The organism is Gemmatimonadota bacterium, assembly GCA_009838845.1.
In the GTDB taxonomy this organism is placed as follows: domain Bacteria; phylum Latescibacterota; class UBA2968; order UBA2968; family UBA2968; genus VXRD01.
Map to the genome: position 1 here is coordinate 1 of VXRD01000001.1, position 26,937 is coordinate 26,937.

Genomic DNA, 26,937 nt, shown 5'->3' on the forward strand with positions numbered 1-26,937 from the left:
AGTTGACAGAGAAACAACCGGGTGAAACCATCAAATTTCAGATTTTTGCGCCTGATGCTGCAGGGCAAAAGAGTCACGGTTATGTCGTTGAACTGGCTTTGCCGGGCAAAGCGTTTGACAGTTATATCGGCGATATCAACGGAATTGGATGGACTGAAAAAAATATGCGCCTTGCTCGTGCCAGGTCGGGCAATCCGACCTTAGCTATGCTATCTCTCGCCACGGTAACGATTCCGGCGAACGGGTACTTAGGCCAGATTACACTGAACGTGGCACATCCGCTAACTTCAGATATTGTTCTCATTATTCAAGCAGCGGCATGGGCAAACGGGGATGGGATTCAAGATATGGATGCGTCCAGCGCAGCGATATCCTTTATGGAAATTCCCCCTTTTCCCGGTGATTTTGACGGTAACGAGATTGTCAACATGACCGACTTTTTATTTTTTGTTGCTGCGTTTAATACCCGGTCAGGAGATGCCAAATACAATGTGCTGGCAGATATGAATCTCAACGGGACCGTTGATATGTTTGACTTTTTACTCTTTGTCGCTGCGTTTGGTGGTTCATAGACTATGAACTCGATATAATATTACTTATTTTTTAATAAGTAAAACATCTCCCTCTTATCGAATCCCAAAGGTCGTTTTTTTCCTCACCTGCACGCCGCTTACCAGATCTTCTACGGTTACCTGCACCTCATGGTCGCCTTTCCCCGCTCCGTCGAGATTTAGTTCCACATAAGAGAGACCGTCTGTGGTATTTCCGGTCTGGTCATAGGTTACGCTCACGCCCTGTTCCCCTTCCTCTTTTCCCAGCAGACGACCCAGTCCGGCGAGGACTCGGGCGCCCCGGCTCTTCTGATCTTTGGATTGGATGTCATAGGTCACGCGGTAATGCGTTTGTCCAAATTCATCTCTGCTCAGGTGATAGATTTCAAAATAGAGAAAGGCCGGATGTTTTTCCGGGAATGCCCATACCGACATGGGCATTATGTTCAATCCCTGTTTGACAAAAACACCTTCTGATGGTGTCTCATCTGAGATTGACCAGGCCAACTCGATGTCGCTCAAGTTCAAGTCGGCTCTGGAATAGTCTTCCAATATTATCTGTTGTTGGTAAATCTGAAACCGCCGCGTTTCCGCCTCCCGGACCCGCAGGCCGAGTTCATAGGTTCCCGGCGGTGCTTCTATGGCGGCTATATCCAGTACCAGATTTTGCCATCCCCGCGATGTATCGACTGAGGTTTGTAAAAAGGTTTCATCGAGGAAAAATTTCCGCTCGTCCCGGTAGGTTTGATCTACTACGGGATCTGTTAGTGCGGCACTGCGCATGACCCATGTGCCCTCCTGTTTTTTGAGCAGCGAATCCGGTGGAATGCCGCTGTAGATTTCCAGGCGCGTACTGCCGTTTTTTCCCTTAAAGCTGGCCGTGCGGTACCAGAAATCCAGGGGCTGAGCACCCCGGGCAAAGTCGTGAAAGTCGGGTATCCGTCCGGCCATTTTGTTTACGACCAGTTCTGGAGAATGGAAAAGAAAATCCGTGAGGTCCCGCACCTCGACATAGCGCTCTTTTAATTCGTTGGGTACATGCGTGGGTACGGGCGCGAACTCGAAATTGCCCTGAAAGTATTCGTCGGTAAATGTGACCTCCAGGCCCTCAGCGACCATGGTATATACCCAGGACTCCCAGGGTACAATGCTGGCGTCTTCGCGGTTGGTTACGGGCATAAACAGGCCCATCGCCTGTTCGACAAACCGCTCCCGGCGCACCCGCGACGGCGAAAAGCTCAAATCGCCCGTGTTCACATCGCCCAGTGCGGCCAGGGTTTGTTCTTGATCCACAATTCGGTTCACCTGGTCGCCCTCACCCGCGTCTGCAGCCTGCACCCGTTCCGACAATTCGGTGCGCTCGTCATCCAGGGCGTCTTCCAGCAAAAATATGAGTTGGATCTCGTCCGAGGTTAAGCCCAGGTCCTGGGGATCGGGTGCTTTGACGCTGAAAGCGCGGTTGCTCCGAACGGGATATACCGGTCCTGTGAAAAATTCGCCCACGGCGTCCGGTCCGTAGAGATCTACGGCCATTCGCTCTTTGATGCGCTGTGCTTTAGCTGGCATGTCGGCATTTAGACGGTCGGATGTTGAGCGATAATCGGGTTCGCCGTAGCGGATGTACACTTCGCCTCGGCGATCCCAGGGATATATCGCTTTTGAAAAGTGCGTGCGCGCGTGCCAGATCCGGCGGTAGTGCTCAGCCTGGCGCAAGAATCCACCGGATACGCGCGATAGGTCGTGCCGAATCCAGAAGCGGCGCAGAAAGGCTTCGCGCTCTATAGCCGATGTGACTCTGGCATAGGATTCCAGTTCGGGTATGGAGGCCAGAAGGGAGATGTCCCGGTAGAGTGCCGCCTCTGCGGCATCGAGAAGGGTGATGTAGTTGCGAAAGATGCGTACGGCCCGTTCGCCATCGCCTTCATGGAGAAAGACCTGGGCTATCAGGGGCAAAAAACGGCGCGTTTCGACTGTATTGCTCAAATAGACCAGCAGGTCTCGCAACTCGGCAAAGCGTCCGTTCATGGCGTAAATTACGCCCAACTGATAGGCGACATCCAGGTCTTCGGGGGCCTGTCGCACACTGCGCTCGTACAGGTTGATTACCCGGCCCCACTCATCCTTTTTTTCATGGTGTTTCGCCATGATTTTGCAGGCTGCGACATCCGTCGAGTCGCGCTCAAGTGCCCGTTCGGATGCCCGTTTCAAAGACCGATCCTCTTGCAGGAGTCGCACGAGGTCGAGGTGATAGCGTATTTTTTGCGATTCGGGGGCGAGAGCGATGGCTTTTTCAAAATGCGTTTTGGCTCCGTGGATATCTTCCTTCTGGTAGAGCGCGATCTGCCCCAGTCCGTCGTGCGCTTCTGCGAGATCTGGATTTAAGTTCAGTGCCTTTTCAAATGCCTGCCTGGCTTTTTTCCATTGCTTTTTTCGCTCGCGGGATTCCAGATATGCCGTGCCCAGGCGGGCGTAGCCTTCGGCCAATTCCGGGTCCAGGTGTACAGCTTCCTGCAACAGGTCTATTGCGTGTCGCGCACTGTCCATCTCAATCCGCACATCAGCAGCCAGTATCAGAGAATCCGACCGGGTCATCAGGGTTATGAAGGGCTGTTCTGCCTTTGCCCCGCTTGCAATCAGGACGAGGTATATGGGAATCAGTCGAATTGCAAAAAACCGAACGCATTTTTTCATGGTGTCCTCACTCGATCTCGTCGGGTGTTTCCAATTTAAAGGTCGCTGCTTTGGTCACTTTTTGCCCGTCTCTGCGGTCCATTGCAGCGACCTCAATGACGTATTCTCCCGGCTCGGAACCAGATAGGTCAAGTGCCAGATAGTTGACCACGTTGTCGGCATCGCCTGTCTGGTCATAAGAAATCGCAATTTGTTCTTCGTTCTGGTCTATGCCCACCAGTTTTCCCAGGCCACTGAGTACTTTTGCGCCAAACGACTGACCGGAACGCGGCTTTAAGCGGTAGGATATCTGGTAGTCCGTCTGTCCGAATGCATCCTGGCTCAGTCCGTAAATTTCGTAGTAAAGATAGACCAGATGCCGCTGTGTATAATGCCGCGTGGCCAGCGGGATGACTTCCAAATTTTGTTTGACGAAATGTCCTTTTCCGGTGGTCTGTTCAATTGACGCCGCCATTTCGATATCGCTTAGCCTGAGTTTGCCGTGCCGATAAGACGGGACCCGCAAGGGCATGCCATAGACCTGCGTGCGTCCAGACCGCTCTTCGATGGCTTGCACGGCGAGGTAGTACGATCCAGGTTTTACATCGAGTGCGATTACATCGGGAATGATCCCGGTTTTTCCATCTACCCGAAATACGGCGCGGTTTGCCACCTTGAATACCGGGTCGCCTTTTGCATTGTAGAGAACGGCTCCCCGGTTTATCCGAACATCCCCTTCCTCTCGCGTCAATGCGGAGGCGGGAAATCCGTAGTAGATTTCCACGCGCGTGCTGTCGCCCAGTCCTCGAAATGTGGCGGGATAGGCCGCGTAATACAGGGGTTCGGCGAGAAATGCCGGTACATAGATTTCTCTGGGAGCCTGACTTATAATTTGTTCGGGGATGAGAGGTCCCCACAGGTGGCGCATTTTGGTCGCCATTTCCGCAGGCAATACGGCGTAATCAAAAACGCCATCGGGCGCGCCGGGCATCTGACGAAATACGATTTCCACGCCTTCTCCCAATCCGGGATAGATCCAGTATTCCCACGCCCGGCGATCCTGGATTGGGAAGATGGGTCGTCCCAGGAATGCACCCAGTCCCCCCACGGCCATCGCGGATTCGGCTCGTTTTCGGATCTGTTCGCTTTTCTGATTTCGCTCGGATGATCGGTTGTACAGCCGCTGGAATTGCCTTTCCAGTTGGCGTTGTGCCCGTTCTGCGCCAGTTCCGCGGTGGGTCACATTGGCACTGTCGCTATCAGCGGCGTAGTCCGATAGCAGTATTTCGGCTGCCCAATCTACGCGGTCTAATAGCCTCTGCTTGACAGCCCAGTCTTCGGGATGGGATTCGCGCAGCCGATCCCCGGACGCGCTTTTGTGGGATGGCGTGCCGTAGCGCACATAGATTTCGCCCCGTCGATCCCACGGAAAAACCGCCGATCCGAAATGCTCCCGCGCATAAGCTACCCGGCGGAAGTGTTCGACCCGCCGCTCGTTGACGTCTGTAATGGGTGTGGGGTCTCGGCGTTTCCAGAATTGCTGCAGAAGTACTTGTCTGTCCTTTGCCTGCTTAAGTGCCTCTGTTTCCCTTTCTGAGACAAACAGAGAAATATCTTCATAAGGCATCCGCTCTCTGGTGCTCAGGCCAGCCAGATAGGTTTCGAAGAGGGTTTCGGCTTTTTCGTAATTTTTTCGTGCCAGATAGACTTCGGCGAGTTCCAGCATGTATTGCCGCTGGTTTGTGCCCTGAGTCTGCATGAGCCGCGATAGGGTGCGGGCGGCCTGATCCGTGCGCGATAGGGTGCGGTAGAGTTGTCCCAGTCGCCACATGGCGTCTTTGTGTGCGGGATTGACGGCCAGTTGTTTTTCGTAATATTCTATTGCGCCTTCTTTTTTTAGTAGATCGTATTCATACATAAAGCCCAGGCGGTAATACGCATCTGGATGGTCTGGGTCCATCTCGACCACCTGTTCGAAAGCTCTGATGGCATCGCGATTCATGAGATTCAGATGCGTCAGGCCGATGTGGTATTGGGCTTCTACATAGTCGGGCTTTTCGGCCAGGGCGCGGCAAAAATAATCAATGGCACGCACCCACTGGCCTTTCTCACGGGCATAGACCAGGCCCATGCCAAAGTAGGCTTCGGGCATTTTTCGCTGGTATTTTTCCGCATTTCGAAAGGCTTTTCGGGCTTTGCCAATCTGATCCTGGGTCAGATACACATGCCCCAATCCACAGTGGGTTGGGGCATGTTTTTTGTTTGCTTGTAGAGATTGCTCAAACAAAATTTTTGCGCGGTCTATTTCTCCTGCTTTGAGTGCCTGATTACCCAGGAGATAGAGAGAATCCGCAGCAGAAGGATCCGCCATGACTGATGCAACAGTCCAGAATATCCCAAAATTCAGGGCGAGTGCAATGCGCCCGATATGCCAGCCTATTTTCGACATGCCCAATCGCCTGTGTATCTACTTTGCTAAAGGTCCCGTGGGCGCTTCTTTGCTGTAGAGCGCGCTTCCCCGCTCGTAGGATACCGCTACCTGTCTGTTTTCTACCTGTAATCGGGGTACATTATTTGTGCCCACATCTCGGTCCGGTCCTCTCATTACGGCGAGTTGTGCATCGGTCATGCCCGCTATCAGGTCGCCCCATCGGCTTTCTGGATGCACCATGTCGCCTCCGCTGCGGTGGAAGTTCTGGGATGTATATTTGATCAGGATGCCCCGTCTCGAGATGGGGTTCTTCCAGGCGAGAGCACCGTGGGTCGTCGCCCCATCCCCAAAAAAGAGCACGTCGCCCGCCTTCATCACTGGCTGCACCACAAGCCCCATATCATCGTCGCAGGTGCGGATGCCCGGCGGCATGGGATAAAACGCTTTGTGGCTGCCCGGTACGCAGGCGAATCCGCCCAGACCGGGTTCCACGTCTCGCAGCTGCCAGGCCACGGTTACTGCTTGATCGTAACTGCGCCCGTTTTGAAACACATAGCCCATCGGTGGATAGAGGGGTTCGTTGTTGCTGTGGAGCGAGTGTCCGCTACCGCCCAGGACTGAGCAGAATGCCGTGGCGCCTCCGCACCGCCCCCCGCTGGCGCCCATCCAGTTCAAGCGATGCTCGACCACTGGGTGTGCAATCATTCGCCGGAATGGGTCGCTATACGGTTCTGGCAATTCGAGCAATCCAGAGAGGAGTGGTCGCCCTGTGCCAGCCAGGCTTTTTGAGCCTCGGGCGAGTTCTTCGCCTACTACGATGCGGTCCTCAAATTTGTCGATGGTCTCGTTGGCCGCTGCCAGCCATTCTTCGTCCATTACGCCGCGGAGTACCAGATATCCGTTCAAGTCCCAGAAATAGAATTCTTTGTAATCAATCCCCGAGTCCGGGTCCAGTTTGTAGATCGATGGATGAAATACCTCGCGCGATTCGTCCATCTTTACCGTCTTTCCATCCGTGACAATGGTCGGCGCAGGTGTCGTCGATTTGTAACCGGGCTTGTAAAGCGATGCGCGCTGTTCTTCACTTAAAGCGTCGTGCCATTCCGGGTGCGGTTCTTCCTCTGCCTGTGGGCCTGTTCCTGCAGATCGGATCACGCCCCTGCCCACGTATTCATAAGATAGCAGTCGCTGCTGCCCGTCTCCCTGCCAGGGGCGCATTCCCTGTAATGAGGATAGTGCTACTATCAGGAGATCTCCTGCCTTTAGCACGGGCTGGTATGTCAGGCCCATGTCGTCTTCGCCCGTGGTTATGTCTTCTGGCGATGCCACATTGCTTTTGTGCGAGCAGGGGAGCAGTACGAAACCGCCATCTCCTTCGTTTACGTCTTCCAGTGCCCAGATTACGCGCACGCCTTCGCAATAACGCCGGTCGTTCTGGTGGTAATACGCAATGCCCGGCATTCTCGGTTCGTTGCCGCCTGTTAGTGGTGCTGTGGTGTCGCAGGTTGCATCGCACAAGATTTCAGGCTCGCGGTCCAGGCGGAAGCCGATTCCTACAATTTGATTGAGATACCACACCAGGTGCGGATGGACGAGCAGTTCCCGGAATGGTTCTTTCAATTCGCCTTCCCATCCCAGCATGCCCGATAGTTGATCGGCTTTGTCAATGGTCTGGTTCAGTTGCACGACTTCGCCGCGGTTCAATACGCCCGGTACATGAAGGTAGCCAGCTATATCAAAACAGTAATTTTCTTCGTTGCTCATGAGTTCTTGATCCATTTCAAACCTCCCCCAGGTTGGAAATAAGGATTATTGACAAGGCTGAGAAGCCAATCATTAATTAATCTAAAACATGTGTTAAATTATATTAAAAAACAAGAGAAATACAGTCTAATCTGGCACTTCGACGACGTAAATCTGGCTGCTACCGGTTTGATCCGATGTGTAGATGACCCGTTTTCCATCGGGGCTAAATGATGGATGTGGGTGAGACCACTGGGGTCCATAGGTATCGGCCTGGACTTTGTCGTCGTCTGCGGGCACTGTTTCGGCCCACTGCGTTCCCCCATTGGAACTGCGGGGATAACACAGGGTTTTGTGTTCACCTGTTTCTGGATCGATCAGTTGCAGCCCGATGTCTGGACATGTGGTGTCGCATACAATGCGCGATCCATCTGGGCTGGGCGATGGATGCCAGGTGTTGAATTCGGCGATTTTTCGATCTTTTTCTTCGCCCACCCGAATGCCCCGCAACGCGTATGGCCAGTGTACGAAGATGACTTCGTCGGTGTGCCCCAGGAATGTTTCGTGGGTAATCCACACGGTCTTGTCGTGTTTGAATAGGGGGCGTTCGTTGCTCCCATCGATTCGCACTTCCCACATTCGCTGATTGATATCGCTGGAATACAGGATGAGGTCCGGATCAGTCGGGCAGACCTGCACATGGCCCACGGCGCGAGGGGGTTCGCGGACGATCCGGTGTCCCGATCCGTCTGTGTTCACCGCTACGACTGCCGAATGCCCGTTGTGTTGCATGGGCGTTACCAGCCGTTCTCCGTCTGCCGAGAGGCTGCATCCACCCACGCGGCTTTCGCCAAAATCGGCCAGGATGGATTCTTCCAGTGTCTCGATATTCACGGCTCGAACCTGTCCGCCTGTGTTGTAAAATACCCGGTGTCCGTCTTTGGCCGGGCAGGCGGCAAATCCACCGAATCCCTCCACGTCGGTCAATTGCGTCATTTCCCCGCTGTTCTCATCCATTTTGAAGAGGTTGGGGTGTCCAGAGCGATATGAGGTGAATACAATGGTTTTTCCATCCGGCATCCAGGATGGATTTGAAAAGTACAGGTTGTGGCTGACTGCGGGATGGTCCGTCATTTGTCGGATCGCCGCGCCCGTTTTTTTGTCTTTTAATGCTTTTGCTTCCGAAGAATACGTCTGTCCTTTTGCCATGTCTGATGCCTCCGTTGGTCATCGCTTTGGGAAGAATACATCCACACACGCTTCCACATCAAATGGGTCACATCCATAATTCCGTTTAAATTTTTCGAGGTGTTCTATTTCGTGTATTGTCGGTTCTTTCAATGGCAGATTGACCGGTTTTCGCCCTATGCGTCCGGATTCTTCTACTGCGACCTGGACCTCGATGTCCCGTCGCGCTCTTTGCGCGTCATAGCGCGTGGGCAGGTCTTCCCGGACTGCTCGCGCAATGCTGTCCATTTCTTCTACGATCGCCAGTCTTCCCGGCGATGTTTTGTATTGGGGCCATGGATTTTTCCACTCCAGCGGGGGATCGGTTTCGATTACCATTCGTTCCAGTACCTGTACCCCGTCTTTTTCTCGGGTTTCCGTGTGGATGGGATAGGCGGTGGCTCGTCCTCCGCTCAATCGCTGTGTTTGTGTGGTTATATGTATTTCATTTTCTACAATTGTTCCGGTTGTGCCATCCACCTGGAATAATGTCTGGCTTTTTCGCCCGAGCGCCCGACCGTGATACATCGAGGAGTAGGACATTATCGCCAGTGCGCCGTTCTCAAACTCGACGAGGTCCATTGTCCAGTGTTCGGTGGTAAATTGCCGAATTTCACTCACATTCACGCGTGGGATTGGCGAATCCATCACCAATCCCGTTACTCGAATGGGCGCCGCATCGCCTACCATCATCCGCACGCTGCTGACGATGTGATAGCCGCCGGTTTGAAATAGGGCAAAGACCCGAAGTACGTCTCCAATGGCTCCGGCGTTGATGGCTTGTCGTTTGATCAGGTGAAGGGGATCCCGGCAATATTGCTCTGCTATTTCGAGTTTTACGCCGTTGCGTGCCACCGCGTTGATCAATACATCTGCGGTTTGCAGGGTGGGGGAAATGGGGGTTTCTACGATCAGGTTTACGCCGTGTTCAGCCAGATATGCACCGATGGCGTGGTGTGAGTCGGCCGGTGTGCTTATTGCCGCGATGTCCAATTTTTCATGTGCGACCAGGTCCTGTACCCGCGAATAAGCGGGTACGCCGTGTTCGGCGCCTATTTTTCGCGCTTTTTCTCCATCTACATCGCATATCGCGGTGAGTTCGAATACATCCGACATCAATAAAATCGCAGGGAGTCGCGCCCCCAGCCCACGGCCACCGCATCCCACGAGGGCGATTCTCAATTTTTCTTTTGCGGCCATGGCGGTCCTTTCTCATCGGATTGAAGGGTTTGTGTGTAAATGGACCTACGGCGGTCGCCGCGGCGGTATTGGTTGGATAATTTTTCTCTGTTCGGGGGTCAATCGCGCCAGTAATCCGTCCGATGGGACGTAGTGAAACCGCGTGCGGAGGAACCGTGGGGAATACCGATAGACCACGGTGCGGCGATACCCTTTGTTCGTGCGTTCGGCTGATCCATGTGCGACCGAATCTGTGAAAAATAACGCGTCGCCCGCTTTCATGTACATTTCTTTCATACCTGCGGCAGTTCCAGCGGGTTCTGTGCCAGAACTCACCACGCCCTTGTCATCTACAAGCAATTTGGGATGTATTTCTGTGCTTTTATGGCTGCCGGGTACGAGGACTGTTGGTCCATCTCCCGGTTCTATATCCGTCAATGCAATCAGTACGTTGATCTGACCCACCATCCACGCGCCTGTGTTGTGTTGCCGAAAGGTGAAATAGCACCGGGGCGCGTGACCGCCACTGTGGATATAGATAAATCCGCCGGGTCCGCGTATGGTTAAAAAATTCTCGTGGATCGAGATGCCGTTTACTTCGTCGTTGATGTAGCGTTTGGCCAGGTCAATCCACGATGGATGATCGATTAATCGCTCGAATACCGCGCCAGCTTCGATGATGTTCTGAAAGTTCAATCCGTCTTTTTCGCGGTAGGTATGCGTTTCCACATGGCCGATCCACGCACCCGAATCGTCATTCGCACCCCGACGCCTTTTGCCATGCACGTATTCCCAATGGTCATCTACCCATTGGTTCATTTCGCACACATCCTTTTCCGACACCGCGTTTTTTAGATGCAGATAACCCTGTAAGTCGAATAAATAATCCTGTAATTGCTGGTCAGAATTATCCATAAGCACCTTTCTCATGCCGTCCCAATAACCGCTGCATTCGCGGGTCGGTTCCTGTCCAGACGTATTCGGGCATGCGATAGTCGATGAATGGATATAATCGCTGTGCGATGATGCGCTGGCTGTACACGACGGAGCCTACATAGCGCACCTGATCGGATTTGTTTTGCGATCCCCGATGCCACACTTGATTGTGGAACATGCACAGATCACCCGGGTCGGCAATCAGGGATACGGGACCCTGGTCGTCAAACTCGGGGGCTTCCGTTTTGTCCGGTCGCCTGCCCGCGTAATGGCTGCCGGGGACTACTTCTGTGACGCCGTATTCGATGGCGTCGGCCCGGCTCAGAGGGAATAATACGTTTAACACAAAACAGGGCAATGGGATTTTTTTGTTGTGCCGGGGGATATTGTCTGGTAATGGGAAAATTATGCGGTCATCCAGATGCCATCCTCCGCCCTGACCGGGTTCATATCGCAGGGCATTTTGCGACATCATGTGGCAATCGTCACCCAGGATCGCTTCTGATAGGCTCACAAATGGCTCCCGCGCGATCAGGTCCCGGAAGTTGATGTCATATTCATACATCCGCATCATACTGATGCCCCGAATATGGTCTCCTTCGGCTTCGTGCATTTTCGGGTCCTGATATTTTCGCTCCATTACTTCCCGCAATGCCAGTACTTCTTTTTCGTTTAATACGCCTTTTAAGAACAAATACCCGTCCCGCTGAAATTGCACGACGAGGTCCCGGGTTTTGTCTGCGTCATAAGGTTTGGCGTTTTTGTCGATTATGCTGTTTGTGGTGTACATTGTTATCTCACTATTTCATTAATCCCAATATATCCTCATACACGGCAAGGCCTCCAAAATAGGTAAAGGCGAGGCCCGAGATTATATTGAGCGCGACGAGGAACCAGCCCATTTGCAATGGGGGTGGGACGTATTTGCGGTCGATATAGATCATCGCAAAGCACCAGGGTCCAGCGAGAAGTACCCCGGTGATGTGCAGGGGGATTGTCATAATTGAAATTGGGTTCCAGCCTACGCCATTCGGGTCCTGGGTGGCTGTCCACCAGGCGTATAGTACCAGCGCGCCACCCGCAATAGCGGTGTATCCCAGTGTCCATTTTCGCACGTCGTTCAATGATAGGTTGCGCCATTTGGGGGTTATTGCGCGTATGCTTTCATGCGCGGTGCGGACGTATAATTCATAAGCGCCGTACACGGTGCCAAAAATTGCGAAGAATACGCCGAGTTTGTACAGTCCCGCGAGGAATGTCTTGACGCCTGCGCTTTCGTGCAATGCGGTTAAAAATACGACCTGGTGATTGTAGAGGTCCATGCCGGATGGTACGATTTCTCGCGGATGCAACAGGGCTGCACCCAGTATCAAAAAGGCTGCTGTGAATAATAATACGCTGGCAAATGATACGAGTGTATCGACCAGCGGTGCTTTTAACCACGCTTTGCCCAATTCGAGATTTTCCTGAGTTTCCAGGATTGTTTCCTTCTCATTGCTGCGACGACCGATCATTCCCCACACCTTTTCGCGCAGCATGCCCACATATCCCACATAGTCCTGTACCCCGCCGCCGATTACGCCCATATACGCGACCATTTCGACAATCAATGTTCGGTCTGTAAATAGCGGATTGCGCGATACCCATTCTGGATATACCGGGAATGTGGGTACTACTGCGCCCATTAGCGCGGCAACCCAATCGGGGTTTGCCGCTACTGTCGCGATTAACATGACGAGCAACATCAATCCCACGAGTGAGGTTTGCGCTTTTTCCAACAAGCCATAGCTCTGTTTCAGAGTTAATGCTATCAAAAATGCGATAAATATCAGGGCGATCAAATGCGGATACTGCGCCGGGTCGTCAAATAATATCCAGGACGAGATTGTGCCGAGCATGATGGGTAAGCTGGATAGATAAAATGGAAAACTCACGACCATTACTACGCCTACAACCGCCGGGAATAATCCCCTCGGTCCGGGTAATTGCGCCCAGCGCTCCATGGGGTGCTCGCCAGTTAGTGTCATATATCGCGCTGCGGAGTACACTTGAACGACTTTTGTGATGCAAAACAGGCTGAATGCCCAGAACATCGCATAGCCAAAGATTGCCCCGCTGCGCGATGCCCATACGGTTTCTCCACTGCCGATAGTTACCGATGCGATAATTGCGCCTGGCCCGAAGAATTTTAAGAAGTCGCCGATTTTCCGCGAGCGCAATGCTGACGCCAGTTCCGGAAATTCCAATTTTTTTGTTTCTGCCATGATTTCTCCTATCGAGAAACCCCAGTCCAACCGATCTTACGGAGGACTGGGGATTGGAGTGCTATTTTACAGCTATTGGATTTCCCGGAGAACCCGTTCCGCCTTTCAGACGCAATGGCGAAAATACAAATGCAAATTCATATACCTGATCTTTTGCCAGTTCTTCCAGGTCCAGGTTTTCTAATATGTAAATTCCATTCTGGGCGATGAGCAGTTGATGTACGGGAAAAGCCTGTGTGGCATCCTCGCCTGGTACGACTTCCAGGCCCCACGTATCACCTGCGACCATTACAATTTTTTTATTTACGAGCCACTGGCCCACAGCCATTCCAATACCCGGCTGGCCTTTATTGAATGTTTCGTTGTCTTTCATCCACAGGGTGCCGTGTCCCGTGCGGAAGATCACTACATCGCCTTCTCCCACGGATACATTTTGTTTTTTGAGCGCTTCCTCGGTATCGGCTACTGTGATCACGTATCCGACTTCTAATCGCTCGACATCTTTGTATCCCGCCACGTCTATCAGTACACCGCGCGTGAAAAATGACCCTGCCTTTTCTACACCCAATTTTTCCAGGCCATAAGGTTTGCTAAAGTTTGAGCTTTTGAAGCCATTGTAATACACATCCTCGTTTCCCACCCGCGTGCCAATATGCCCCAATCCATCGAATTGTGTACCGATTTGACCGATTTCACCACTGAACATTTCATCGTACCACACGAGTTTGTTTTCTCCGAGCGGTCCACCACTTGGGTTGCCCACGATTGTTAGACTGTAATGCCGGGATCCAAATAGCGGTATTCCGTGTTCATATACTTTTCCCAATTGGTAGATTTTGCCGGTTTTGATCAATTTGGTCGCTTCTATCACTTTGGCAGGTGTCAGCCGGTTCGCGGCACCCCGTTCATCTTCGGGACCCCACTCCGATGTCGATTGCTGGGCATGTACTGGCACCAGTATCAGGTGGACCAGTAGTGTTATAAATAGTATGCGTTTCACGGTTTCCCTCCTTTGAAAAGATACAGATTCACGATTAAGCCTTCTCATATAGCGCGATACTCACCTGTGTGCCGGGGAATAGTGCAGATGGATACACCCACATTTCGTCTTCCCGAATGTACACCCGTTCATCCCCCGAGCGAATGTGTAAACGCCCGCTGTTTTCCTGGCAAATTTGTTTGACAATGTATAGACCCAGTCCCCGCGTATTGCCCCGCGAGACGGTTTTTTGTATCGCCATTTTTATTGCCTGTCCGTGCGACCAGTGCGCTGTATCGTGTCCCGTTGACAGGCTCTCGCGAATGCCAATGCCCAGGTCGCATACGCCGATGATCGCAAATTTTCTGTTCAATCTGTGATTGGTATAGCGCTGTGCGACTACAAACCCTTTATCTCCGCTGTGGTCCAGGATATTGTGACACAATTCGGCTACGACATTTTTGAATCCCGTAATTTCTCGCACGGTATAGTGCAGTTCTTCACTCAAGATGGCGCCGACCCGCGCTTCAATTACGCTCAGAACTTGCTCGATATCGCTTCGCTGCTCGATGGTCGTGATTTCCAACAAACTTTCGTTGTGTGTTCGCGACTGTCCCGTTTGTGGTACGCGCGCCACTGTTACATAAGATTTCAGTGCGTCAAATACTTTCATGCGGGTCAAATAACGCTCGACGTCTGAATTTTCGGGTAGTCGGCACGTAATATCCCAGTATTTGGCACTCAGATGCCGACCAATCAAACACAACATCCCCATGCCATAGGGATCGACAAAACCCAATTGCGACAGGTCCAGAACGATATTGTCTTCGTCTCGCTGTGACGAGAATGTCTCGAGATTGCGCAGTACATTGTCACAGGAGACAGCAGACAAGTTTTGTTCTGCTATTGCCAGCGTGTTGTTATTCATGTGATCGTTTAGTTGCGCACGCGGAATATGGCTCTGCGTTTGACGTGTTTTTTCTCCTGCAAATCCGTTACCGCGACTTCGAGTTTATAGACGCCGCGCGGCATTTTGGACAGGTCGATTTCCAGGAAGGTGAAGTCGTCGGATTGATCGCCGGCATATACCGAACTGATCGATGTGCGGCTTTGCTGACCGGCTCGGCGCAGTTCTTCGAGGGATTCGGCCATCAGGTTGCGTTCGGCTGGCATGTATTGCACTTCAAAATCTACGGGTTTGGGTTTGAGATTTTCTTCACCTCCGGCCATGGCATCGCCCACCAGGTCTTCCTGATCTGGCATTTCACCTTCGGCAACTGTGCCATCTGTGCCGTCGAGCACGCTGCCTTCGGCGAGTATGCCACTGCTGGAGCGAGTATCTTCTTCCGCTTGCGCCAATTCTTCAGCGGTCGGCACGATTAGCAATCCGCCCACCTTTTTTAGGGCTACGGCGCCAAACATCGCGGGATTGACTTCTTCTCGCTCGGGCACGCTAATGGTGTAGGTGATTTCATATTGGGTGCGCCCAAATTCGTCTTTTTTCAAATTGTAAATTTCCAGATAGACATAGGCCGATTGCCCGGTGCGATACGCGCGGAGCGGATTGGGTGCAATGCGCAGGTCGGTTCGCTTTTCGGGAGAGGGATTGATCATTTCAATTTTCTGGGCGAGCAACAGATCGCTCATATCCAGGCGCGATTCGGATACAGAAAAAAGGCGTTCTGCGCGGAATGTGCCGATGGTGCCGCTGATCCTGTCTCCTACTTCGACCACGATATTATACATGCCCTGGGGAAGTTCCACGGGACGTTGACTCAACAAATACTGCGGTGCATTGCCCCCTTTAGGTTTTTTTTGTCCAAGCGGTCGGATATTGCGGTAGATATCTTGCCACCGATAATCGAACATAAATAAACCGTCATCCATGACGATCATCTGGTCGTCGTTTGCTTTTAATTTGCCCGTGGGAATGGCATAGGCGATTTCCACGCGCATATTTTTCCCCGAGCCTGAGCGGAAGGCGGTGATCTGGTGTGGCATGGAGTATTTTCTGTTCTGGAATGGATCGACAAATCGCGCTTCTTTTTTCTTAAATGCCGCCCGATTTTGAATTTCAAAATACCCTTCGCGCATCCTGTCGCTCGCCCATCGCGTGTTAGTAGATCTTCTGAAGAGTGTTTCTGCTACCTGCCGTGAATCCACATTGCGCGTTCTTCGCGCGTTGGGATCCGTGCCTGTGATATCGACCGTGCTACTCGGTCCGACTTCGCCTGCAAATCCCCAACCGTCAACGCCATTCACACTTTGAAATGTGAACCTGTATCCTCCGTAGTACCACGTTTCTTTGAACATGGGAAATACACCCGTTGTCCGTTGTTGATATTTTCCGTATTTGATATAGGTTTGTCCGCGAATGGTCTTCCAACCCTCGATGTTCCGCGCGGGCACGCTAAAGCGCAAATTGGCATAGGCCACACGGCCGTAGTGCTCCATCCGCCGCTCGTTGTGATTGGTCAAAAATAGCGGATCGTTCTTGTTCCAGAACTCCTTCAATGCCGCAGAATCCTTCCACTCGCCATCGTCGCCCACTTGCATGGCTTTGGAAATGCGCGCACTGTCTTCTTTTGATGCGATGAGATCCACAGATTCCATCATTTTGCGCTGTTCGGGACCCATTTCCGCAATGGCTTTTTCATATAATTTGTTCGCCTCTAAGAGATTGCCCTGAAGCTGGTGCGAATAGGCAAAAAACAACTGCACGTTGATATCGTCAGGGAATCTTCGCATCATTCGCCGCATCACCCGTTGCATGGCGGGGATTCTTCTGTGTTCCAGATGCGCCAGTCCCAATAGATAATAGGAGTCCTGATAGTCTGGATCGATCTCCAGGCTTTTTTCCAATAGCATCACAGCCTGGTCGTATTCGTTCTTGGCAAAGGTCCGAATCGCACCTCGCCGCTGAATGATCCGATCTCTCGTGATCATGTATTCGCCGAATACATGACGGCCAGCATCGTAGGCTGCTACGGCTGCGTTGGGAAATTTTTTAATGACTTTTTCGTAATGAGCCTTGGCCTCGCGCTGAAATCCCCTGTTCCACAATGCCTCGCCGTGCAAGAGTTGATATTGCAAATTTTCCGGCTCATTCCGAATGGCTTTTTCGCTGGCTTCTACTGCACGGCGTCGAAACTCGGGCGTGTCCAGGCGAATGTAGAGGCGGGTCAGTTGTGCAAGTGCCGGGGCGTGTTTGCTGTCTTTCTTCAATACTTGCTTGAATTCTTCCACGCTTTCTTTGGGTTCAATCTCGTTCATGCGCGCGAGGGCAGCGTGGTAGAGTGAATCTACTTCGCTGGTCCATGCCGGTGCTGCGATCAGGCAGGTGAGGGTCAAAAGCGAGAGGACTTTCATAGTGATCTCCGTATGAAGGGTTCTTTTGCCTATTCGCGAACCCGGAACACAGCGTTGCGCTTTACTTGTTTTTTCTCCTTCAAATCCGTTATTGCGACTTCGAGTTTGTAAATGCCACGCGGCATCGTAGAGAGGTCGATTTCCAGAAAGGTGAAGTCGTCGGATTTATCGCCGGCATATACTGAAGTGACCGATGTGCTGCTCTGCTGTCCGGCTCGGCGCAGTTCTTCGAGGGATTCGGCCTTCTGATTGCGTTCGGCCAGCACGTATCGGACTCTCAAATTCGCTCGCCTTGTGCGCGTTTTTGTACTTCCACTGGCGGGTTTTTCATTGTCCGAGCGTCCTTTGGCCGATTGCCCCGGCGGCGACACAATGAGCAATCCATCCAGCTCTGTAAGGTCTATGGCACCGAACATCGAGGGATCTACTTCCCCTTTCTCAGGTACGCTGATGCTATAGACAATCTGGTATTGGGTGCGCCCAAATTCGTCTTTTTTCAGGTTGTAAATTTCCAGATAGACATAGGCCGATTGTCCAGTGCGATACGCGCGGAGCGGATTGGGTGCAATGCGCAGGTCGGTTCGCTTTTCGGGAAAGGGATTGATCATTTCAATTTTCTGGGCGAGTAACAGGTCACTCATGTCCAGGCTCGATTCAGATACGGTCAAAAGGCGTTCTGTGCGAAATGTGCCGATGGAGCCGCTAATCCTGTCTCCCACTTCGACCACGATATTATACATGCCCTGGGGAAGTTCCAGGGGACGTTGGCTTAACAGATACTGCTGTGCATTTTTCCCCGATGGTCGTTTCTGTCCAAGTGGTCGCACTTTGCGATAAATATCTCGCCACCGGTAATCGAACATAAATAGCCCGTCGTCCATGACGATCATCTGGTCGTCGTTTGCTTTTAGTTTGTTCGTGGGAATGGCATAGGCGATTTCCATGCGCATATTTTTTCCTGCGCGGAAGGCGGTGATCTGGTACGGCAGGGTGTATTTCCGACTGTGGAATGGATCGACAAAGCGCGCTTCCACTTTCTTAAATGCCGCTCGATTTTGTATGTCGTAATACTCGTCCAGGATTCGTTTACTCCTCGGTATCGAACTTCTCGGCCTCGAACTCGAACTTCCCAACCTCCTCGAGCTTCTCCCGAACGAGCCCATTCTGGCTGCTTGCGTCACATCGACCGTGCTGCTCGGTCCGACTTCGCCTGCAAATCCCCAACCGTCAACGCCATTCACACTTTGAAAGACGAAGTGGTATCCGTCGTAGTACCACGTTTCCTTGAACATGGGATATACGCCCGTTGTTCGCCGCTGATATTTTCCGTATTTGATATAGGTTTGTCCGCGGATGGTTTTCCACCCTTCGATGTTTCTGGCAGGCACACTAAAACGCAGATTGGCATACGCCACGCGACCGTAGTGCTCCATCCGCCGCTCGTTGTGATTGGTCAAAAATAGCGGGTCGTTCTTGTTCCAGAACTCTTTCAATGCCGCAGAATCCTTCCACTCACCATCGTCGCCAATCTGCATGGCTTTGGAAATGCGCGCACTGTCTTCTTTTGATGCGATGATATCTACGGATTCCATCATTTTGCGCTGTTCGGGACCCATGGCTGCAATGGCTTTTTCATATAATTTGTTCGCTTCTGGAAGATTGCCCTGAAGCTGGTGCGAGTAGGCCATGAACAATTGTGCGTTGATGTCGCCAGGAAATTTCCGCATCATCCGCCGCATCACCCGTTGCATGCCGGGGATTCTTCTGTGTTCCAGATGCGCCAGTCCCAATAGATAATAGGAGTCCTGATAGTCTGGATCGATCTCCAGGCTTTTTTCCAATAGCATCACAGCCTGGTCGTATTCGTTCTTGGCAAAGGTCCGAATCGCACCTCGCCGCTGAATGATCCGATCTCTCGTGATCATGTATTCGCCGAATACATGACGGCCAGCATCGTAGGCTGCTACGGCTGCGTTGGGAAATTTTTTAATGACTTTTTCGTAATGAGCCTTGGCCTCGCGCTGAAATCCCCTGTTCCACAATGCCTCGCCGTGCAAGAGTTGATATTGCAAATTTTCCGGCTCATTCCGAATGGCTTTTTCGCTGGCTTCTACTGCACGGCGTCGAAACTCGGGCGTGTCCAGGCGAATGTAGAGGCGGGTCAGTTGTGCAAGTGCCGGGGCGTGTTTGCCGTTTTTCTTTAAAACTTGCTTGAATTCTTCCACGCTTTCTTTGGGTTCAATCTCGTTCATGCGCGAAAGAGCAGCGTGATAGAGTGAATCTACTTCGCTGGTCCATGCCGGTGCTGCGATCAAGCAGGTGAGGACCAAAAGTACGAGGGCTTTCATGGGGAGGCTCCTTGCAGTGGGCGGTGGTGGGTCTTAAAAGCTATAAAATGTCTTTGCATTTTTGTACAGAATTTTTCCCAGTAGTGTATCCGATAAGCCTCTGGGAATTGCGTCTATTGGCGCGTCAAAATGCCAATGTGGATAGTCTGTGGAAAACATCAACATGTCATCCGATTCCAGATGATCCATAATTTGCAATAGATATTCGGCTTCTGGCGGGGCGTCCATGGGCTGTAGTGTCATCCGGATGTGTTCGCGGATATATTCCGACGGTGGGCGTTTGACCCACGGTATGTCGCGTCGCAGCCCTTTCCATTCCTTATCTATGCGCCACATCAATGCGGGCATCCATGTCCAGCCGCCTTCGATGAGTGCCACGCGCAATTCTGGAAATCGATCAAACGCGCCTTCTACCACCAGGCTCATGACCTGAGACTGAAATATTTGTGCCATGTCGGCCATTTCTTCGGCGTAGGTCAAAGGCCAACCAACGGGCGTGGGCGGCAGACTTGATGCACCGCCGTAGTGAATCCCGATCGCGAGATCGCGTTTTACGGCTGCTTCAAATAATGGGTCGTACAAGCTCTTGCCATAAGGTTGATATGATCTGACCGGCACGATGACCTGAACAAAGCCCGGATGGTCGCCGAATCGCTCGATTTCGCGTGCGGCGAGTACCGGGTTTTGACTGGGCACCACGAGGGATGCGCGCAGTCGGTTGTCTTTGTTTAACCACGCGTCGATTTGCCACTGGTTGATCGCGGTTGCAAGCGATGCGGACAGGTTTTCGTTGTGTACGCTTTGTACGCGGTAAGCGCAGGTTAAGATCCCGATTTCGACATCCCAGGCGTCCAGTGCCTGTTTTTTTAGCAATTCAAAATCAGATCCCGGTGGACCATTTTTCGGCTTTGTGCCTTTTCGCGCAGATGTGGGTGCTCTCGCGGGATAATCATTCGCGTTGGGTCCCACAAATGCCGATTCGTTGATGTACGCAACCCAGTGTTCTTCCAGATATGGAATCAGAGCGTCCAAACCGGGCAATTCGTTGTGAATATCACAATCGATGATGGGGTGATAAAAGGGATTGTCAGGTGTATTGCGCGGCATGGTAACTGTCCTGTTTAATATCCCGCACCGCGACAATACTGATACATTTTGGCACTGCGGGTCGCTTCATTTATCGCGTCTTCGCCCGCGTAAATCGGCGCGCCCGGACACGCTGTTACCCACCGGTCATATCCCGTGTCTTCAAGTACGTTTGCCAGGTCGGGAAAATCCAGGGCTTCGCCGACGCCTACAGAGACCCAGGCGGGCGTGAATCGTCCCTCTGCATCCCGCGTGATGTTCTCATCTGCCCAGTCTTGCAAGTGTACGTAATTGAGCTGGTGTTGAAAGTCGCGCAACGATTGCGCGGCGTCATAGTCCCAGAGTTGTGCATGCGATACATCGATACACAGTTTTGCTTTTTCGAGGTGTTGCATGTACAGCGTCCAGTCTTCTTTTGAATCTACCAGCAGATTTGTGTGGATGTGATAACTCAATTCCAAATTGTATTGCGCCGCGTAATCAGCCCAGTTGTCCGCTGCTTCAGCAGCCTGTTTAATATCGTCTTCAGTGATGTCCCGGTCTTTGGGCTTGGGACCGCTCATGTACATAAAGCAATCCACTTCCATTTCGGCGGCAAAATCGATTCGCCGTTTGTTGCGCTCCTGGTGCTCCCAATCAGATATTTCGGGCGATCCCTGCGCTGTGTACACGGCCATGGGCAATTCCACATTGTCGCATATTTTCCGAATCCGACTCGCTGGTCCCAACCAGTCCAGCGGTAACCGACATTCCCAGCCGTCCCAGCCCGATTTTTTCAGGGCTTCAAGGGCAGGTTCCAAATCCGGGTTTCTCCATCGCAATGCACAATATCCAAGTTTAAATGCCATGATGGTCTCCTTTCTCCTTCTTTATCCAAACAGTTCCCGATATTCTCGTTCAAATGCGTCCGATTTGTCATCCAGTTTTAATTCCAGACGAATGCCGGGTAGAAAGCCCGTTAGTCTGCCCGCCAAAAAGTCCTCGCGATAGCTTCCGTCTGGATAATGCGTTCGTCGTCCATCGGGCCAGCATATTGTGTGAATTTGTCGCTTTTCTTCGAGCTTAAAATCTGGATCAACGCGGTAGCGTTCAATGACGTCCCAATCGAGTTCAATACCCAATCCGGGTGTATTGGGTACGCGAATATGACCTCCTTCTACTTTGAAGTCTTTGACGAGTGGATGCGTCCAGATGTTCACACAGGGGATCGCGGGCCATCGCGCGTGAGATAATACTGCGCCCAAATGCACGCCCCACATGGTGGTCAATCCCGATCCCACCAGTTGTAGCCAGAATGGCATGTTGGCTTCTGCGGCGAGGGTGCCCTGTTTCATCACGCGATTCGCACCACCACCTACGACAAATCCGTCGCATACGCCCTCGCGCACTGCTGTCATAAAGGGGGGATTGCCAAAGTGCATGGCAATTGGACTGGCGATTTTTTGCCGCAATAGGGCGTTGCCCGCTACGTCGTTTTGCGGGATTGGCGTTTCGACCATTGCCAGTTGGCTGTTCATATCTTCTAATCGCCGAATTAAGGGTGCGGCGTAATCTGCGCCGAGCAATAGGCCATTGAAGTCTGCATCGATTTTGAAATAATTCGGTACGGATTTTCTTATGGCTTCAAATTGTTCTTCGGGATAAAACCAGGGGCGCGTCTTTACTTTCATTGTGGTGAATCCGTGGTCTATCGCTGCACGCGCTTCCATAACCCATTCTTCGGGGGTGCGGTCCTGCGACCACCACGATACAGGGCACGAGTCTCGATATTGCGCGCCCAGCAGTTTGTGACACGGCACGCCGAGTGTTTTCCCGGCTGCATCAAAGAGTGCCATTTGCAAGCCCGCGCCCAGGCTGTCATCCCACAAATGATCGAATATGTTCTTTCCGCGAACGCGGGCAAATTGCTTTTCATTTGATTGTCCCCACGTATATCGCGTCAGGGTTTCGCCATATCCGGTTATTCCCGCAGAGGTGGTTATTTTGCACACATCCACAAGTGACCAAAACGGTACCCGAGTTTGTTTTACTTTTGCACACCGCGGATGAAATGGGACGTGCAGAAGGATGTGTTCAATATCCGCAACTTCGCAGTCTTTGGAGGTCATTTTGATCTCTCTTTGTTATACGATTAATCGGCCGATATCGCAGTTGTGAGCGTCGCAGTACCACAGGACGCCGTCGTACATGGTCATGCCATGGACTTCGTCGGGTGCTTCTACGCGTATGACGTCGTACACGCGGCCATCTGCGGTGCCCAGCAAGTTTACCGTGCCTGCGGATGTATCCGCTACCCATAGTTTGTCGTCTTGCCAGGCCAATCCGTGGTTGCGGAGGCCAGGTGTTCGAAATGCGTGTTCTTCTGTCCAGGTTTTGGCATCTACCACATGTACAAATTGGGAGGGGGGAGACGCAATGTAAATTTTGCCGTCGCGCCATTCCAATCCGTGTGCGCCGGTTTCTGAGGCTCCTTCCACGCCTTCGCGCCAGGATGCGACACCAACACCTGGGGAGTCGTATTTTGCAATGGTTTTGCCTGTTTTCATATCGAGTTGTGCTATTTGCAGTTCAAATGTGGATGCGATCCATACATGTCCGCCACCAACTGTAATTCCGCTCGAATGCTCTGTGTCTGTTTGCGCCTCAAATAGCACGTCGCCCGTTTCCCAATCTACTTTGTATATTTTCAGATCTACCTGGTCGATAATCCACAGGCCATCTGGCGCGGCTTGCAGACCATTGGGCTGGGGACCTGGACTCTTGAAACGCTTTTCGACCTTTGCTATTTTTATCATGGTATGGCTCCTGTTTGTTAGCTGTTGGGGGGCAGTTCTCTTCCTAAAACCACGTATGACTTAATGTAATACATCTTTGGTTTGAAGCAAGACATTGTACTATGCTACATTTTCTTTGACTTGCCGACTTTTGAGTGCCATTTTAGTTTTCACATGATTCGATTTTCCGAAAATATCAAGGCGACATTTTTCCGTTTTTGTGCGCGTTTTCAACGCTGGCTCAAAGATGTGCGTGTGGCTTTGCGTCGTGTAAGGTATCTGCGTTCGTTGATGGTGACACTGGTTCTCATCGCTTTGCTCGGTGCAGGCGTTGCCTGGAGCGAATATCAGACCAATTGGTTTGCGCGACGCCTTGGGGCATTTTTGCTTTCGATCAATGCGTTGCGTCCAGAAAGTGGTGCACTTTGGAAAGATATTCAAGCACAGGTGAGAACCCAGCAAGCTATTGATACAGCCGATCCTTTGCCTGTGCCACGAGCGGGTTTGCCCGATGCGGTTACACGCAGTCGTTTTGAGGGTTCGCGCGTGCCCGAATCTGGTGTTCCAGGCTATGTCGCAATTTACAAGATACCACTGCCCGGCGTTGATCTCAATACCAGACCGCTCGGCGATGTGATTGCCAGTTTGCGCGTTTACCGCCAGGGGCTTGCGATTGTCAAGGCATTGTATTTGCCGGATGTGCATTTCCATGCGGAGGTGCGCAAACAGATCGATTACCTGTACGCCCAGGTTGGCGATATTGAGGCTGTTGCGCCAGACACGCTGGGCGTAACCGATCCCGATTCGCTCAAGGCTGCTGTTTTTTCCGAATTCGCCACCGCGGTTATTCCCGATTTGAGACTGCGCGAAAAAGACGCCCTGATCACTGCGTATCAAAATGGGCAGATTACAAAAATTTTACTGTATCGCGATCTCGGTCGTTTTCGGGGTGAACTTTTCCGCGAGGGAAGTCAGGTGCCTGTTGTTTTTGAAATTGAGGCGGGTGCTGTTTCCGAAATTGTGGAGTAATGGCGTATCTTATGAAATTAATCTCACATCGCGGCGTCTTTCTCGCTCTTTTGATCATTGCCGATGTTTTGCTGATTGTGTTGGGCGCGGCATGCTGGCTTGTGATTACCCTGCCGAGGCTGCCCGAGGATCCCGATAGCTTATTGGCAGAGTCCGGGATCAATATTTATGCAGCTTCTGGGGAGTTGCTTTATACGGTTAATCAGCGCGTGGGGCGCGTTGGTCTCGATGAGGTGCATCCGCGTTTTATCCAGGCTGTGCTATCTATTGAAGATGCGGATTTTTATCATCACCGCGGGTACAGTATTAAAGGTATGGCCGGTGCTTTTTTGGGCAATATCCGACACTGGGGCAGGGTGCGGGGCGGTAGCACGATCACGCAGCAGATTGTGAAAAATATTTTTCTCACGCGAGAAAAGTTTTATGTGCGAAAGTTAAAAGAAATTCTTCTCGCTACACAACTCGAAGCCCTTTTTGAACGCCACTATGGTGCGGGTTATAAAGACCGATTGTTCGAGATTTATATCAATGGCAGTTTTTACGGTGCCAATGCTTATGGTATTGCCGATGCAGCGCAGACTTATTTTGGCAAGCGCGCCGCGGATCTTACGCTTCTCGAATCTGCAATACTTGCAGGGCTTCCCAATGCGCCGAGTGTGCTCAATCCTTTTCGCAAAGACCAATCTCGCGTTCTGGCGCGTGCGACACTCGTTTTAAACCGCATGCAGGCATTGGGTTTTATTAGTTCAGAGGAAGTCCAGGATGCACTGGCTTCGGATTTGAAACTCGTTTCTGGACGTATGCCCCAGAATCGGACTCCGTACTTTGTCGAGACGATTAAAGCCGAGGTTACACGCTTGTGGGGCGCTCAGGCGCTGAGTTTTGGCGGGCTGAATATTTATACGACGCTCGATTTGTCTATGCAACAGGCTGCCGAGCGAGCCGTGATCAGGGGGTTGGCGGATCTGGATGTGCGTCTGGGGTTTTCAGATTATGGCAGTGCATCATCTGAACAGCGCGCCGATTATGTACAGGGCGCGTTGATCTGCCTGGATCCGCGCACTGGATATGTCAAAGCGATGGTGGGTGGGCGCGATATTTTTATCAGTTATTACAACCGGGCCACGCAAGCGCGGCGTCAACCGGGTTCGGGTTTTAAGCCTTTTGTGTATCTGGCGGCTTTTGAAAGCGGTGCTTTTTCGCCGGTTTCTCTTTTTAATGATACGTTGCGCACCTATCGCGTAAACGATGAGGACTGGTCGCCCAGGAATTTTGCAGACCAGTATTTGGGGCTTACCACCGCGGCGAATGCACTGGTCAAGTCGGCAAATGCGACGAGTGTGCAGATTGCAATGGATATTGGTCCCGAACGCATTGTCGATCTGGCTCAGCGTCTGGGTATTCAGAGCAGGCTCAGACCGTATCCCAGTATTGCCCTGGGCGCACAGGAAGTTACGTTGCTCGATATGGCGGTTGCCTATGGTGCGGTTGCCCGTTACGGTTTTCGCGTGATGCCGACATTTATTGCGCGGATTGAGGATGCCACAGGGCAAATACACTATGAGCATCGGCCAGATCCCATGCTTGTTATCGATCCCGAACATGCGGTGATTATGGTCAATTTGATGCAGCATGTTGTCAACCACGGCACGGGGCGTGCGATTCGCGCGTTTGGGTTTCATGGTGCTGCTGCGGGGAAGACTGGTACGACAAATGACAATACAGATGCCTGGTTTACGGGGTTTACACCCGATCTGGTCGCCAGTGTGTGGATTGGTTTTGACAACCGCGAGGGTGGCCGCAGGCTGATCGAGAAGAGGAGCAGACGCCAGATTACGGGTGGGAGTGGCGCTGCACCGATATGGGCTGCGTTTATGAAAAGTATAGGTAAACCGTCGCGGGACTTTATCACGCCTGCAGAAGTTGCCGCGCATACTGTGAATTTGCGGAGCGGTATCGCCGATACTTCTGATGGGGCTGTGACCCTCGTCCTGCCCGAAGGTGTTGCGCCCAATACGCCAGCAGATACGTTGCGGTTTTTGCAGTTGGAGAGAGAAGCAACTCTCCAGTCTCCGGTTACCAATCCGTAGTGATTTTTCAAATAAGCTTCTTCCCTTACTTACTCCTATCACAGAGCCGTCATCGCGGCAGGGTTCCCTGCTCAACGCCATGAAGAGCCAGCCCAGGCTCAGGCGCGCACTGTAGAAGGACTTAAAACTCCATACATACTGGCAAGACGCAATTGCTGCTGATTGAAACCACCCACCTCGATTATTTCAACTAAAAATAGGACTTGCCCTCCTATATTTTTAATATCGGCAATCACCATATATAGTCAAATATCACTATAT

General features: G+C 51.9%; 18 protein-coding genes. 2 read left to right on the forward strand and 16 right to left on the reverse strand.

The window, feature by feature from the left end:
- Nucleotides 1-626: 626 nt before the first annotated feature.
- The 16 genes from F4Y39_00005 to F4Y39_00080 all read right to left on the reverse strand — a co-directional run bounded on the left by F4Y39_00005 (nucleotide 627) and on the right by F4Y39_00080 (nucleotide 23,578).
- Entirely contained in the window at nucleotides 627-3,242 is a 2,616-nt protein-coding gene (locus tag F4Y39_00005; GenBank protein ID MYC12084.1) for a GWxTD domain-containing protein, read from the reverse strand.
- A gap of 7 nt (nucleotides 3,243-3,249) precedes the next feature.
- Nucleotides 3,250-5,670, reverse strand: a complete 2,421-nt coding sequence (locus F4Y39_00010; protein ID MYC12085.1) for a tetratricopeptide repeat protein — start codon at nucleotides 5,668-5,670, stop codon at nucleotides 3,250-3,252.
- Between the two features lie 18 nt (nucleotides 5,671-5,688).
- Entirely contained in the window at nucleotides 5,689-7,431 is a 1,743-nt protein-coding gene (locus tag F4Y39_00015) for a phytanoyl-CoA dioxygenase family protein (protein ID MYC12086.1), read from the reverse strand.
- Nucleotides 7,432-7,542: 111 nt separating this feature from the next.
- Nucleotides 7,543-8,604, reverse strand: a complete 1,062-nt coding sequence (locus tag F4Y39_00020; GenBank protein ID MYC12087.1) for a hypothetical protein — start codon at nucleotides 8,602-8,604, stop codon at nucleotides 7,543-7,545.
- Between the two features lie 18 nt (nucleotides 8,605-8,622).
- Nucleotides 8,623-9,822: a Gfo/Idh/MocA family oxidoreductase gene (locus F4Y39_00025; protein MYC12088.1), complete on the reverse strand. Its 1,200-nt coding sequence runs from the start codon at nucleotides 9,820-9,822 to the stop codon at nucleotides 8,623-8,625.
- A 45-nt stretch (nucleotides 9,823-9,867) separates the two neighbouring features.
- Nucleotides 9,868-10,731 carry a phytanoyl-CoA dioxygenase family protein gene (locus F4Y39_00030; GenBank protein ID MYC12089.1) on the reverse strand — a complete coding sequence of 288 codons (864 nt, stop codon included), beginning with the start codon at nucleotides 10,729-10,731 and terminating at the stop codon, nucleotides 9,868-9,870.
- Complete coding sequence (locus tag F4Y39_00035) at nucleotides 10,709-11,527, reverse strand: phytanoyl-CoA dioxygenase family protein (GenBank protein ID MYC12090.1); 819 nt, start codon at nucleotides 11,525-11,527, stop codon at nucleotides 10,709-10,711. Before F4Y39_00035 ends, F4Y39_00030 begins: the two co-directional genes overlap by 23 nt.
- 10 nt (nucleotides 11,528-11,537) lie before the next feature.
- Nucleotides 11,538-13,001 carry a hypothetical protein gene (locus F4Y39_00040; protein MYC12091.1) on the reverse strand — a complete coding sequence of 488 codons (1,464 nt, stop codon included), beginning with the start codon at nucleotides 12,999-13,001 and terminating at the stop codon, nucleotides 11,538-11,540.
- Between the two features lie 61 nt (nucleotides 13,002-13,062).
- Entirely contained in the window at nucleotides 13,063-14,049 is a 987-nt protein-coding gene (locus F4Y39_00045) for a cyclase family protein (protein MYC12092.1), read from the reverse strand.
- The gene (locus tag F4Y39_00050) at nucleotides 14,036-14,908 is read right to left on the reverse strand and encodes a sensor histidine kinase (GenBank protein ID MYC12093.1); all 873 of its coding nucleotides are present in this window, start codon (nucleotides 14,906-14,908) and stop codon (nucleotides 14,036-14,038) included. The genes F4Y39_00045 and F4Y39_00050 overlap by 14 nt, the downstream gene beginning before the upstream one ends.
- 8 nt (nucleotides 14,909-14,916) lie before the next feature.
- On the reverse strand, nucleotides 14,917-17,349 hold the full coding sequence (locus F4Y39_00055) for a GWxTD domain-containing protein (GenBank protein ID MYC12094.1): 2,433 nt from the start codon (nucleotides 17,347-17,349) through the stop codon (nucleotides 14,917-14,919).
- A 29-nt stretch (nucleotides 17,350-17,378) separates the two neighbouring features.
- The gene (locus F4Y39_00060) at nucleotides 17,379-19,697 is read right to left on the reverse strand and encodes a GWxTD domain-containing protein (GenBank protein ID MYC12095.1); all 2,319 of its coding nucleotides are present in this window, start codon (nucleotides 19,695-19,697) and stop codon (nucleotides 17,379-17,381) included.
- Nucleotides 19,698-19,730: 33 nt separating this feature from the next.
- Nucleotides 19,731-20,804: an amidohydrolase gene (locus F4Y39_00065; protein MYC12096.1), complete on the reverse strand. Its 1,074-nt coding sequence runs from the start codon at nucleotides 20,802-20,804 to the stop codon at nucleotides 19,731-19,733.
- A gap of 14 nt (nucleotides 20,805-20,818) precedes the next feature.
- Nucleotides 20,819-21,631 carry a sugar phosphate isomerase/epimerase gene (locus F4Y39_00070; protein ID MYC12097.1) on the reverse strand — a complete coding sequence of 271 codons (813 nt, stop codon included), beginning with the start codon at nucleotides 21,629-21,631 and terminating at the stop codon, nucleotides 20,819-20,821.
- Between the two features lie 21 nt (nucleotides 21,632-21,652).
- Nucleotides 21,653-22,891 (reverse strand): enolase, encoded by a 1,239-nt coding sequence (locus F4Y39_00075; GenBank protein MYC12098.1) that lies wholly within the window; start codon nucleotides 22,889-22,891, stop codon nucleotides 21,653-21,655.
- A 15-nt stretch (nucleotides 22,892-22,906) separates the two neighbouring features.
- A complete protein-coding gene (locus tag F4Y39_00080) occupies nucleotides 22,907-23,578 on the reverse strand; it encodes a hypothetical protein (protein ID MYC12099.1) in 672 nt (223 codons plus the stop codon).
- Nucleotides 23,579-23,731: 153 nt separating this feature from the next.
- Between F4Y39_00080 and F4Y39_00085 the strand changes: the two genes are divergently transcribed.
- Nucleotides 23,732-24,586 carry a hypothetical protein gene (locus F4Y39_00085; protein MYC12100.1) on the forward strand — a complete coding sequence of 285 codons (855 nt, stop codon included), beginning with the start codon at nucleotides 23,732-23,734 and terminating at the stop codon, nucleotides 24,584-24,586.
- Nucleotides 24,586-26,676, forward strand: a complete 2,091-nt coding sequence (locus F4Y39_00090; GenBank protein MYC12101.1) for a PBP1A family penicillin-binding protein — start codon at nucleotides 24,586-24,588, stop codon at nucleotides 26,674-26,676. The genes F4Y39_00085 and F4Y39_00090 overlap by 1 nt, the downstream gene beginning before the upstream one ends.
- Nucleotides 26,677-26,937 lie beyond the last annotated feature (261 nt).